This is a genomic window from Curtobacterium sp. VKM Ac-1395 (assembly GCF_015350975.1).
Taxonomy (GTDB): domain Bacteria; phylum Actinomycetota; class Actinomycetes; order Actinomycetales; family Microbacteriaceae; genus Curtobacterium.
Genome location: NZ_JADKRX010000004.1, coordinates 401,479 through 413,466, shown reverse-complemented (window position 1 = coordinate 413,466; position 11,988 = coordinate 401,479). Strand labels below are relative to the sequence as shown.

Genomic DNA, 11,988 nt, shown 5'->3' with positions numbered 1-11,988 from the left:
CACCAGTTCCCCCTCGAAGCCTTCCAAGAAGCCCTCGACCTCGTCGGCGACTCCGCCGGCGCCTCCGTCAAGGTCTCAATCATCCCGGGCATGCACAGCTGAGTCCCGAGCATGCACGAGTGCATCCCGAGCATGCACGCCTGACCCTGTCGCTGCGGCGGCAGGCGCACACTGAACACCCGAGACGAAGGACAGCGCTGTCATGACCACGATCCACGACCACCCGGAGGACTTCGCCGAGGACCAGCTCGCCGGCTGGCTCGCCCTCTACGCCGACCGCGTGCGGGGCGTCCACGGCGGCGTCGTCGGCCTCCCGACGAAGGGCGCGGAACCGCAGGTCGCGGTCGTCGTCGGCGGCGGCTCCGGGCACTACCCCGCGTTCTGCGGCGTCGTCGGCCCGGGCTTCGCCACCGGCGCCGTCGTCGGCAACATCTTCACGTCGCCCTCGACCGCGCAGGTCTACGCGGTCGCCAAGGCCGCAGACCAGGGCAGGGGCGTCGTGCTCTCCTTCGGCAACTACGCCGGCGACACGATGAACTTCGGGCTCGCCGCCGAACGACTCCGCGCCGAGGGCATCGACACCCGCATCGTCGTCGTCACGGACGACATCGCCAGCGCCGACGAGGAGTCGAAGCGCCGCGGCATCGCTGGCGACTTCTCCGTCTTCAAGGCGATGGGCGCGGTCGCCGCCGAGGGGGCGTCCCTCGACGAGGTCGAGCGGGTCGGGAACGCGAGCAACACCGCCACGCGCACGATCGGCGTCGCATTCTCGGGCTGCACGATGCCGGGGGCCACCGAACCGCTCTTCACGGTGCCGGAGGGCCACCTCGGTCTCGGACTCGGCATCCACGGCGAGCCCGGCATCGAGGACGTCCCCCTGCTCAGCGCGACCGACCTGGCGAGCCTGCTCGTCGAACGGCTGCTGGCCGACCGCCCGGACGCCGCCGGCACCCGGGTCGCCCCGATCCTCAACGGCCTCGGCGACACGAAGTACGAGGAGCTGTTCCTGCTCTGGGGCCGGGTGCTCCCGCTCCTCGCCGACGCGGGGATCGAGGTCGTCGAGCCCGAGGTCGGCGAACTCGTCACGAGCCTCGACATGGGCGGCTGCTCGCTGACCCTGCAGTGGCTCGACGACGAGCTCGAGCGCCTCTGGCGCGCCGACGCCTACACACCCGCCTACCGCAAGGTGGCGGCGCCGGTCGACGCGCTCGTGCCGGCCGAGGCCGCTGCCGAAGCGGAAGAGGCGGCGACCGTCGTGCCGGACGCGAGCGGAGCCTCCCGGTCGGCCGCGCAGACCGCGCGCGCCGCCGTCGAGGCCGTGGACGCGCTCCTCCGCGACCACGAGGAACAGCTCGGCCGCATCGACGCGGTCGCCGGGGACGGCGACCACGGCCGTGGCATGGTCAAGGGGATCGGTGCGGCCCGCAGGGCGGTCGACGCGCTCGGCCAGGAGGCCGGGGTCGCCTTCGTCCTCGGACGCGCCGGTGACGCGTGGGCCGAGTTCGCGGGCGGCACCTCCGGGGTCCTGTGGGGTGCGGCGCTCGAGGCCTTCGGCCGGTCGCTGCGCGACGACCGCGAGACCATCGAGGCCACCGACGTCGTCGAGGCCGCCCAGGCCTTCGCCGACTCGATCGTGCACCTCGGCGGCGCGTCCCGCGGAGACAAGACGATGCTCGACGCCCTGCTGCCGTTCGTGGACGAGCTCCGGTCGTCGGTGGCGTCTGGACGCTCGCTCACCGACGCGTGGCAGGCTGCTGCCGTCGTCGCCGCGTCGGAGGGCGAAGCCACCGCCGACCTCAAGCCGAAGGTCGGGCGTGCCCGGCCGCTGGCCGAGAAGAGCCTGGGGACGCCCGATGCGGGCGCCACCTCGATGGGGATGATCCTCACGCGCGTCGGCGAAGTGCTCGCCGCACGCGCTGCTGACAAGGAAGGAACACACGCATGACGTACCGTCTCGTGATCGGCTCGGACGATGCCGGGTTCGACTACAAGGAGATCCTCAAGAAGGACCTCGAGGCCGACGAGCGTGTCTCGTCGGTGACCGACGTGGGCGTCGACGCCGAGGGGCACACCGCGTACCCGCACGTCGCCGTCGACGCTGCCCGGATGGTCGCGAACGGGGAGGCCGACCGCGCGATCCTGTTCTGCGGCACCGGACTCGGCGTCGCGATCGCCGCGAACAAGGTGCCCGGCATCCGCGCCGTCACCGCGCACGACTCGTACAGCGTGGAGCGCTCGATCCTCTCCAACGACGCCCAGGTCCTCTGCATGGGCCAGCGCGTCATCGGCGTCGAGCTCGCCCGGCGCCTGGCGAAGGAGTGGCTCGGCTACGAGTTCGACACCTCGAGCGCCAGCGCCGACAAGGTCAACGCGATCTGCGAGTACGACGGCAGCGCACCCGCGGGCGTCGACGCGCAGGCGTAGGCCGCACGCGCCGGCGCAGCTGCCCGCAGGCGCAGTCGTCTGCGCACAACCGACATCGGCTCGCGCCACGGAGTTCCGTGGCGCGAGCCGATGTCGGTCGTGCGGCTCCACGCGGAACCGCGCGCTCACCGGCTGCGCGCAGCCAGCCGGTGCACGACGGCCTTCGTGACCTCGTACAGCTCCCGGTAGTCGCGGTACCCGGCCTCGTACGCCGCGGCCCGGTCGGGGTCCGGCTCGATGACGCTCGCCGGCGGGTTCCACACGGCGATGTCGACCGGGGTGACGAGCGCCGCCGCCAGGAACGCCGACCCGTAGGACGCCCCCACGGTGACGGAGGGGATCGTCTGCGGCAGCCCGGTGACGTCCGTGACGATCCGGGGCCACAGCCGCCCGAGCAGGCCGCCCCCGGCACCGACGAGCTCCCGCACGGGCACGCCGGCCGCCCGCAGCGTCTCGATGTTGTGCCGCACCGCGAACGCCGTCGCCTCGAGCGTCGCCCGGTACAGGTCGCCCCGGGTGTGCCGCACGGTGAGCCCGGCGATCACCCCGCGCGCGTCGGGGTCCGCGATCGGTGTCCGCTCCCCCGCGAAGTACGGCAGCATCAGCAGCCCGTGTGCGCCGACGCCCGAGGCGTCCGCCTCCGCGAGCATCGTCGGCCAGTCCGCGTCGACGAGCCGCCGCAGCCAGTCGGTCACCGCACCGGAGGTCGCCGTCCCCCCGGACACGCACGGCTGGTCCGGGTGGGTGCCGACCGTCGTCCACATCCCCGGTACACGGGTGGGCTCGGGCGTGGGCGTGATCATGAACATGGTGGTGCCGTACTGCAGCGACATCCGGCCCGGCACCGACGCCCCCACGCTGAGCCCCTCCGCCCAGGCGTCGATGGTCCCGGCCGTGACCGGGATCCCGACCGGGAGGCCCGTGGCCGCGGCCGCCGCGCCGGTGACGGTCCCGGCGGCGTCACCGGACCAGAGCAGTCGGGGCATGGGCAGACCGGGTGCGATGAGCGCGCACCACTCGGGGATCCAGGCGTTCGTGTGGACGTCGTACAGCGGGGTGCTCTGGCTGGCGGAGTGGTGGTCGAGGACGTACTCCCCGGTGAGCAGCTCGACGACCCGGGACGACGGCATCGTGAACCGCTCGGCCCGCGCCCACACCTCGGGTTCGTTGCGGGCGACCCAGGCGAGCTTCGCGCCGGCGGCCTGCGTGCTGAGCGCCGAACCACAGCGGGCACGGACCGCGTCCTCGCCGCCGAGCTCCGCGGTCAGGGCGTCGAGCATGCCAGCCGTGCGGGTGTCGACGCCGTAGAGGATCGCGGGGCGCAGGGGCCTGGACGACGCGTCGGTGAGGAGCACGCACGGGCCGATGCCGCTCACCCCGACGGACTCGACCCGGGCGTCGGGCACCATCGCGAGGAGCTCCCGCGTCAGGTCGCAGAACTCGCTCCACCACAGCTCGGGGTCCATCTCGACGAGGCCCTGCTCGGGACGGTCGACCTCGTGGTGCCGTCCGACCTCGGCCAGGATCGTGCCGTCGAGCCGGACGAGGAGCGCCTTCGTGCTCGACGTCCCGATGTCCAGACCGAGCACCGCCCGCATGCCGTCTCCCTCGCCGCCACCGACCGTCGCCCGGCCAGGCCACGAGTCTACGAAGCGCCGACGACCCCCCGAGGACACAGCCCACTGTCGGTTGCCCGACCTAGTGTGCTGCTGATCCCGCGCCCCCTGGCGAGGGGCTCCACCATCCGAGGAGATGGACGATGAAGAAGTCCGCCTGGCTGCCCGCCGTCATCGCACCGGTCGTCGTCGCCGGCGCCATCGCCGCCCCGACGCTCGCGAGCGCCGCGAACGACCCGATCGCCGGGACGGACCCGACCGCCGCCGACGTCATCGCCAGCGTCGCGAAGTCCTCCGACGCCCAGTACTCCGGCAAGCTCTCGCAGACGAGCGACCTCGGCCTGCCGGAACTCCCCGCTGGCTCGGGTGGGTCCTCGCTCGAGGGCAATGCCTCGGACGCCCTCTCCCTCCTGACGTCCTCGCACACCGCCCGCGTGTACGTCGACGGCGCGACGAAGCAGCGCGTGCAGGTCACGCAACAGCTCGCCGAGCAGGACCTCGTCCGCAACGGCTCCGACGTCTGGACCTGGGACTCGAAGGCCCGGGAAGCCACCCACGTCACGCTGCCGGACCACGTCAGGGAGTCGTTCCGCGACGGCACCATGACCCCGGCAGACCTCGCGAAGCAGGCGATCGCCGCGATCCGCCCGAGCACCACCGTCTCGAAGCCCACCACGACCTCGGTGGCCGGCCACGACGCCTGGCAGCTCGTCCTCACGCCGAAGTCCTCCGACACCCTCGTGGGCAGCGTCGAGCTGGCCGTCGACAAGCAGACCGGGCTCCCGCTCCGTGCCGCCGTCCAGGCCGACGGCCAGTCCGAGCCCGCGGTCCAGGTCGGCTTCACGAGCCTCGACTACGGCGCACCGGCCGCCCGGCTCTTCGACTTCACCCCGCCGTCCGGGGCGAAGGTCACCACGAAGGACCTCTCCGACGCAGCGGACCACGCCGGGTCGCACCGCGGTGCCCACGGCACAGACGACGCCCCGACCCTCACGGGCAGCGGTTGGTCGACGATCGCCGAACTCCCGGCCGGCACCGCTGACCAGGGTGCGCTCGGAGCGGACGCCCAGGGCCTTATCGGCCAGCTCACGCGGGCCGTGGACGGCGGCCGCGCCATCCAGACCTCGCTCGTGTCCGTCTACCTGACCGACGACGGCCGCGTGCTCGCGGGCGCCGTGCCCGTGTCGAGCCTGGTCGCCGCCGCGAAGTGAGCACGACCGACAACACTGAGAGTCCGGTGACGCCGGACGCCGCCACCCCGGCGTCCGGCACCGACCTCGCGATCCGCACCACGGGCCTGGCGAAGGTCTTCCGCAAGCAGCGCGCCGTCGACGGGATCGACCTCGTGGTCCCGCGCGGGGCGGTCTTCGGCTTCCTCGGGCCGAACGGCTCCGGCAAGACGACCACCATCCGGATGCTCCTCGGGCTGTCCTCGGCCACGAGCGGCTCGATCGAGGTGCTCGGCGAGTCGATGCCCGCCGGACTCCACCGGGTGCTGCCGAAGGTCGGTGCGCTGGTCGAGGGGCCGGCGTTCTACCCGTACCTGTCCGGCCGCGCGAACCTCTCCCGGTTCGACGCCGCCGACCCGACCACGGACTCCCGCACCCGGAAGGACCGCGTCGCACACGCGCTCGACCGCGTCGGGCTCTCGCACGCCGCGGACAAGAAGGCGCACGCCTACTCGCTCGGCATGAAGCAGCGCCTGGGCCTGGCGAACGCGCTGCTCACCCCGCGCGAGCTCCTGGTGCTCGACGAGCCGACGAACGGCCTGGACCCCCAGGGCACGCGGGAGGTCCGCAACCTCATCCGCTCCCTCGCCGACGACGGCACCACGGTCTTCGTGTCGAGCCACCTGCTCGCCGAGATCGAACAGGTCTGCACGCACGCCGCGGTCATGCGCACCGGCAGGATCGTCGCGCAGGGCACGCTCGACGACCTGCGCTCCGCGGGTGCGCGCACGGTGACGGTCCGCACGCCCGACCTCGGCCAGGCGAGCACCGTGCTGCTGCGCCTCGGGCTCGCGCCACGCCACGACGGCGGGGCGGACGTCCTGGTGGCGGACCTGCCCGCCGAGGTCCTCCCCGAGACCATCGCCGCCGAGCTCGTCCGGGCCGACGTCCGGATCCGCGGACTGGCCGTCGGTGGCGGCACGCTCGAGGACCTGTTCGTCGCCCTGACCGGAGAGGGATTCGATGTCGCAGCCTGACGCGGCCGTCGCACCGACCGCGCCCGCCGTCGAGCAGGAGCCCCGCCGAACCCGTCCGTTCGCGCTGCTCGGCTCCGAGCTCGCCCTCGTGTTCCGTCGTCGCCGCACCTGGGCGATGCTCGGGGCACTCGCACTCGTGCCGATCCTCATCGCCGTGGCAGTCCGCCTGACCACCGGCGGGGACTCCGGCGGCCCGGCGTTCCTCGGCGACATCACGAACAACGGGCTGTTCGTGTCGTTCACGGCGCTCACCGTGTCGATCCCGCTGTTCCTGCCGCTCACCGTCGGGGTGGTGGCCGGCGACACCGTCGCGGGTGAGGCAAGCCACGGCACCATCCGCTACCTGCTCGTCGCTCCCACCGGGCGCCTGCGGTTCATCCTCGTGAAGTACGTCGGCGCGGTCGCCTTCTGCCTGGCGGCGACGCTGGTCATCGTGCTCGTCGGTGCCGCGATCGGTGCGGCGCTGTTCCCGATCGGACCGGTCACGCTGCTCTCGGGCACGCAGGTCGACGGCTGGTCCTACGCCGGCCGGGCCCTCCTGCTGGCGCTCTACGTCACGCTGTCGATGCTCGGGCTGTCCGCGATCGGGCTCTTCGCGTCGTCGCTGACGAACGTGCCGGTGGGTGCGATGGCGTCGACCGTGGTGCTGGCCGGGGCGTCCCAGGTCCTCGACCAGCTCCCGCAGCTCGACTGGCTGCACCCGTTCCTGTTCTCGCACCAGTGGCTCGGGTTCGGCGACCTGCTGCGGGACCCGATCGCGTTCGACTCGTTCGGCAGCAACGCACTGCTGCAGCTCGGCTACGTGGCGGTCTTCGGCACCCTGGCCTACGGGCGCTTCGCCACGAAGGACGTCCTCAGCTAGGACGCCCTCGCGGCGCTGGCGCCGGCCCTAGGACGCCTCGGGGTGCGGCACGGCACGCGAGACGGGGTCGTGCAGGTCGCGGGACTTCTCGGACTTGTACCAGTGCAGGCGCGACCCGGTCTCCACCGGCTGCATGCCGACGACGACCTTGCCACGGGAGTGCATCTCGGCCAGGTCCTCGTACGCGTCGACGATGTACTCGAACGGGTAGTACCCGGAGATGATGAACTGCACCTTGTGCCGCTGCACGAGGTCGCCGAGCCGGGTCAGCATCTCCGCCGCCTCCTGGTCGTCACCGGGTGCCCGGAGGAACCGGATCTCCAGGTCGCGGCGCTGCTCGCTCGTGACGAACCGCTTGTCGCTGACGCCGAGGTCCGCCGCGAGGGCGACGTTCTCGTTGTGCTCCCGGTTGTCGATGAACGCCGTGACCGGGCGACCGTCGGCGATCTCGCGGATGCGGTCGAGCTCACCCTCGCCGTAGGACACCGGGAGGACGCCGATCTGCCGGAGGGCGTCGTGGTTGCGCGGGCTGCCGAGGCCGATGACCGTCGCACCGGTCTCCTTGGCGAGCTGGCACTCGATGTGCCCGACGCCGCCGGCGGCCGCGCTGATCACGACGGTGTCGTCCGGGCCGAGCTTGAGCGACCGGACGATGGAGAGCGCCGTGCACCCGGCCAGGTACAGGCTGCCGGCGACCTCGAACGTCATGGTCGAGGGCTTCTTCACCACGGCACCCCGCGGGACGGTCACCCAGGTCGCGTGTGACCCGCCGTGGGGCGCGTGGCCCATCACCTCGTCGTTGACGTGCAGGTCGCGGACCTCGGACCCGCGGGCCACCACGACGCCGGCGAAGTCCACGCCCTGGCGGGCCGGGAAGTCGAGGTCGACGAACTCCTTGAGCTTGCCTTCGCGGAGGAACCGCTCGATGTGGTTCAGACCGGCGACCGAGACCTCGACGACGACCTCGTCGGGTCCTGGCTTCGGTCGTTCGATGTCGACGAGCTGGACGACGTCGAAGTCGCCGTACCGGTCGTACTGCACAGCGTTGCCGTGTCGCATGGGGCACTCCTTCGTTTCCTTGCGCTCCGGCTTACACGAGAACCGGGCCGTCGTCCCGGACGCCCGGGGTCCTCACGGGCGCGCCGTACGTCCGTCGAGGACCCGCAGCGTCGGTCCGGCGTGCGTCGACCGCCCGCGGCCGACGCGGGTCAGCGCGCCCCGGCCACGTCGATGATCCGCGCCACCGAGGCCGCGTCGTGGTGCACCGCGATCGTGTCCGACGCCGGCACCGGCACCCGCACCGGCGTCGACCAGAGTGTGCCGTCCTCGGCGAGGTCCACGACGAGCGCTCCGGTGCCGACGTAGGCCGACTCCTCGCCGTACGGACCGATGACGTCGGTGTCGTTCGCGACGCCGGGCGCGACGAGCACCGGCACGCCACCGACCGAGCCCGCGGAGTGGTGGTGGTAGTGACCGGCGAGGACGACCCGCACGTCGCTCCCCCGCACCGCGTCGGCCAGGTCCCCGGGGTTCTGCAGCCGCAGGGTAGCGTGCAGGGCGGTCGGGGCCGGCAGCGGCGGGTGGTGCAGCACGACGACGGACCCGTGCGGCGCGGGGTCCCCGGCGAGCGCCGCGCTGAGGTGGTCGAGCGACTCGGCGCTGACCGCCCCGTACCCGGCGCCCGGCACGCTGGTGTCGACGGTGACGACCCGACGGCCGGCGACGACCGACTGTCCGCGGACCGGCATCGTCGGCGGCTGGTACTCGAGCGTGTGCATGAGCGGGGTGCCGCCCTCGCCCAGGACGTGCCCGTTCGCGAGCACCTGCCGGAAGCCCTCGCGCTGGTCGTGGTTGCCGGGCACGACCACGAGCGCGGCACCGTGGCGCGTGGCCCAGTCCCCCACCCGGTCACGCAGCGCCTGGTACGACGCCGGTGAACCGTCCTCGGACAGGTCGCCCGAGACGACGACGAGCCCGACGCCCTCGACCACGTCGAGCCGGTGCAGCAGGGTCTCGAGGGCCGCGGTGGTGTCGACCGTGCCCTGGTGGAGGGCGCCGTCGCCCGTCAGGTGGGTGTCGGACAGGTGCAGGATGCGGAGGGTTCCGAGAACGGGTGGCTGCATGGCGCCAACGCTAACCCCGGTGCCCGACGCCAGCCCGCGGTGCCCGACGCCAGCCCGCGCCCGACGGCAGCCGCTAGCGTGGTCGGGTGATCGACCTGCGTTCCGACACCGTGACCCGACCGACCCCCGAGATGCGCGCGGCGATGCTCGACGCCGAGGTCGGCGACGACGTCTACGGCGAGGACCCCGAGACGACCCGCCTGGAGCAGGACGTCGCCGCCCTGCTCGGACACCCCGCGGGGCTCTTCACCCCGTCCGGTTCGATGGCGAACCAGCTCGGGCTCCGGCTGCTCGTCGGTCCCGGGGAGGAGCTCGTCGCCGACGTACAGGCCCACGTGGTCCGTGCTGAGCTCGGGGCCGCCGCGGTCTTCTCCGGCATCACGACCCGCACCTGGGCGTCGGACCACGGCCGGCTCGTGGCCGATGCCGTGCGGGACATCGCCGAGCCGAACGCCGGCGCGTACTCGGTGTCGACGACGGCGATCGCCCTCGAGAACACGCACAACTTCGGCGGCGGGACGGTGCAGCCGCAGGACGAGGTGCTCGCCGTGCAGGCCTTCGCGCGCGAGCACGGCATCGCCCTGCACCTCGACGGCGCACGCCTGTGGAACGCGCACGTCGCCTCGGGTCGGCCGCTCTCCGAGCTCGCCGACGGCTTCGACACGGTCTCGGTGTGTCTGTCGAAGGGCCTCGGTGCGCCCGTCGGGTCGGTGCTCGTCGGGTCCACCGAGCACATCGCCGCCGCGCGGCTCTGGCGGAAGCGGTACGGCGGCGGCATGCGGCAGACGGGCATGCTGGCGGCCGCCGGTCGTTTCGCCCTGCGCAACAACGTCGAGCGGCTCGCCGACGACCACGCGAACGCGCGGGTGCTCGCCGACGCGCTCGGGGTCGACCCCGCGACGGTCGACACGAACATCGTCTTCGCCGAGGTCGCCGACCCGGGGGCGTTCGTCGCCGAGGCCGCTGCGCGGGGTGTGCGGCTGATGCAGCTGGGCCGGACGAAGGTCCGTGTGGTCACGCACCTCGACGTCACCCGCGAGGACACCGAGCGCGCCGCGGAGGCCCTCACCACCATCGCGCGGTGATGACTGGTCTGCGCACTGCCCTTGCGCACTTCTGATCGGTTGACGTACCTTCACACCAGAATCACGCAGGACCGCCGCGATCAGGGGTCGCGGTGTCCAGGTCCACGCGTGGCCGAGAGAGGGACTCCTCCATGCTCCACCACCGCATCGTCGCGGGGGCTGTCGCAGCCGCTGCCGCTCTGACACTCGCCGTCCCGACCGCCGCCTCCGCGGCGACCGCGACGCACCGCGCACCGTCGCACTCGTCGACGGTCTCCTACACGGCGAGCAACGCCGTGATCCCGAACCCGGAGCGTGGCTTCGACCACACCACGGCGACGCACTACCGCGCCGACGGCACCGGCTACACGCCGCTCGACCTCGCGACGCTGCGCTCGTACCGCGCCGACGGCGTCACGCAGATCGTCCGGGTGTTCTACATGGAGAAGTTCGTCGACCAGGCCCGGCTCGACCCGGCGTGGCTGAAGCTCGTGCAGCGGGACTACGACACCGCACGCCAGGCCGGCGTCGGGGTCATCACCCGCTTCGCCTACGTCCAGGGCGGCGACTACCCGTACACGGCACCGTACGGCGACGCCGACCTGCCGACCGTCCTCGGGCACATCAAGCAGCTCACGCCGCTCCTCCGCCGCAACGCCGACGTCATCCCGACCCTGCAGGAGGGCTTCATCGGCCTCTGGGGCGAGGGCTACTACACCGACCACTTCGCCAGCGACCCGTCGAACCCCGGCGTCCTGACCGAGGCCGACCAGGCTGCACGCCGTCAGGTGCTGCGGGCCGAACTCGCCGCACTGCCGGGGAGCCGCTCGGTGCAGGTCCGCACCATGGCCACGAAGCAGGCAGCGCTCGGTCTGCCGTCCGGCACAGCCGGTGCACTCACGCCGGCCCAGGCACACGACGGCTCGGCCAAGTCGCGCGTCGGCCACCACAACGACTGCTTCCTTGCGTCCCCCGACGACTTCGGCACGTTCCTGTCCGACCCGCTCTCGCTCGACCAGGACTACCTGGCAGCGGACTCGCGGTACGTGCCCGTCGGCGGCGAGACCTGCACGGTGAACCCGCCGCGGTCCGAGTTCCCGTCCGCTTCCGCCGAGATGGCGAAGTACCACTACAGCTACCTCAACCTGGACTACAACCAGGACGTGCTCGCCACGTGGGGTGACGCAGGGATGACCGAGACCGCCAAGCGTCTGGGCTACCGCTTCACCATGACGAAGAGCACGGTCACCACCGGCCGCACGCCGTCCGTCTCGGTCTCCGTCCGCAACGACGGCTGGGCCGCGCCGTACAACGCCCGCCCGGTGCAGGTCGTCCTGACCAACGGCAAGCGGACCGTCTCCGTGCCGGTGCGCACGGACGTCCGCTCCTGGCAGCCCGGCACGACGGTCACCGTCTCGGCACCGCTCCGCGGCCTGCCGAAGGGCACCTGGTCCCTCGCGTTGGCCATGCCGGCAGCCGAGCGCAGCACCGCCGGCAACCCGGACTTCGCGGTCCAGACCGCGAACGTCGGCACCTGGGACGCGAAGACGGGTCGGAACCAGCTCGACCAGACCGTCACCGTCGGTCACTGAGCGGACCCCACCGGACTGGAGGCGCGCCTCCAGTCCGGTGGGACCGTCCCGCCACCGGAGCGGGACCGGACCGCCGACCGGGGGGACAACCCCACCCCGAA

10 protein-coding genes are annotated in these 11,988 nt (G+C 72.6%); 7 read left to right on the top strand and 3 right to left on the bottom strand.

The window, feature by feature from the left end:
- Positions 1-202 precede the first annotated feature (202 nt).
- Together ITJ68_RS13560 and ITJ68_RS13555 are read left to right on the top strand one after the other, a co-directional pair.
- Positions 203-1,945, top strand: coding sequence for a dihydroxyacetone kinase family protein (locus tag ITJ68_RS13560; protein ID WP_194661789.1), 1,743 nt, complete (start codon positions 203-205; stop codon positions 1,943-1,945).
- Positions 1,942-2,424 carry a ribose-5-phosphate isomerase gene (locus ITJ68_RS13555; protein WP_194661787.1) on the top strand — a complete coding sequence of 161 codons (483 nt, stop codon included), beginning with the start codon at positions 1,942-1,944 and terminating at the stop codon, positions 2,422-2,424. Before ITJ68_RS13560 ends, ITJ68_RS13555 begins: the two co-directional genes overlap by 4 nt.
- 125 nt (positions 2,425-2,549) lie before the next feature.
- On the opposite strand, the gene ITJ68_RS13550 is transcribed toward ITJ68_RS13555, so the two are convergent.
- The gene (locus ITJ68_RS13550; protein ID WP_194661785.1) at positions 2,550-4,022 is read right to left on the bottom strand and encodes an FGGY-family carbohydrate kinase; all 1,473 of its coding nucleotides are present in this window, start codon (positions 4,020-4,022) and stop codon (positions 2,550-2,552) included.
- A gap of 161 nt (positions 4,023-4,183) precedes the next feature.
- On the opposite strand from ITJ68_RS13550, the gene ITJ68_RS13545 reads away from it, so the two are divergent.
- Genes ITJ68_RS13545 through ITJ68_RS13535 form a run of 3 tightly spaced genes read left to right on the top strand, consistent with a single transcriptional unit; the run spans position 4,184 to position 7,108 of the window.
- Entirely contained in the window at positions 4,184-5,251 is a 1,068-nt protein-coding gene (locus ITJ68_RS13545; RefSeq protein ID WP_194661783.1) for a LolA family protein, read from the top strand.
- A gap of 26 nt (positions 5,252-5,277) precedes the next feature.
- On the top strand, positions 5,278-6,246 hold the full coding sequence (locus ITJ68_RS13540; protein ID WP_194661781.1) for an ABC transporter ATP-binding protein: 969 nt from the start codon (positions 5,278-5,280) through the stop codon (positions 6,244-6,246).
- Positions 6,233-7,108: an ABC transporter permease gene (locus tag ITJ68_RS13535; RefSeq protein WP_194661777.1), complete on the top strand. Its 876-nt coding sequence runs from the start codon at positions 6,233-6,235 to the stop codon at positions 7,106-7,108. Before ITJ68_RS13540 ends, ITJ68_RS13535 begins: the two co-directional genes overlap by 14 nt.
- 27 nt (positions 7,109-7,135) lie before the next feature.
- Here ITJ68_RS13535 and ITJ68_RS13530 read toward each other — a convergent pair whose 3' ends face one another.
- Both ITJ68_RS13530 and ITJ68_RS13525 read right to left on the bottom strand, forming a co-directional pair.
- Positions 7,136-8,167: an NADP-dependent oxidoreductase gene (locus ITJ68_RS13530; RefSeq protein ID WP_194661776.1), complete on the bottom strand. Its 1,032-nt coding sequence runs from the start codon at positions 8,165-8,167 to the stop codon at positions 7,136-7,138.
- Between the two features lie 149 nt (positions 8,168-8,316).
- Positions 8,317-9,231 carry a metallophosphoesterase gene (locus tag ITJ68_RS13525; RefSeq protein WP_194661775.1) on the bottom strand — a complete coding sequence of 305 codons (915 nt, stop codon included), beginning with the start codon at positions 9,229-9,231 and terminating at the stop codon, positions 8,317-8,319.
- Positions 9,232-9,317: 86 nt separating this feature from the next.
- On the opposite strand from ITJ68_RS13525, the gene ITJ68_RS13520 reads away from it, so the two are divergent.
- Positions 9,318-10,316: a threonine aldolase family protein gene (locus tag ITJ68_RS13520; RefSeq protein ID WP_194661766.1), complete on the top strand. Its 999-nt coding sequence runs from the start codon at positions 9,318-9,320 to the stop codon at positions 10,314-10,316.
- Positions 10,317-10,447: 131 nt separating this feature from the next.
- Complete coding sequence (locus tag ITJ68_RS13515; RefSeq protein ID WP_194661765.1) at positions 10,448-11,887, top strand: DUF4832 domain-containing protein; 1,440 nt, start codon at positions 10,448-10,450, stop codon at positions 11,885-11,887.
- Positions 11,888-11,988: the final 101 nt, after the last annotated feature.

Coding starts and splice junctions, on each gene's coding strand:
- ITJ68_RS13560 (WP_194661789.1), top strand. CDS start 203: ATGACCACGATCCACGACCACCCGGAGGACTTCGCCGAGGACCAGCTC.
- ITJ68_RS13555 (WP_194661787.1), top strand. CDS start 1,942: ATGACGTACCGTCTCGTGATCGGCTCGGACGATGCCGGGTTCGACTAC.
- ITJ68_RS13550 (WP_194661785.1), bottom strand. CDS start 4,022: ATGCGGGCGGTGCTCGGTCTGGACATCGGGACGTCGAGCACGAAGGCG.
- ITJ68_RS13545 (WP_194661783.1), top strand. CDS start 4,184: ATGAAGAAGTCCGCCTGGCTGCCCGCCGTCATCGCACCGGTCGTCGTC.
- ITJ68_RS13535 (WP_194661777.1), top strand. CDS start 6,233: ATGTCGCAGCCTGACGCGGCCGTCGCACCGACCGCGCCCGCCGTCGAG.
- ITJ68_RS13530 (WP_194661776.1), bottom strand. CDS start 8,167: ATGCGACACGGCAACGCTGTGCAGTACGACCGGTACGGCGACTTCGAC.
- ITJ68_RS13525 (WP_194661775.1), bottom strand. CDS start 9,231: ATGCAGCCACCCGTTCTCGGAACCCTCCGCATCCTGCACCTGTCCGAC.
- ITJ68_RS13515 (WP_194661765.1), top strand. CDS start 10,448: ATGCTCCACCACCGCATCGTCGCGGGGGCTGTCGCAGCCGCTGCCGCT.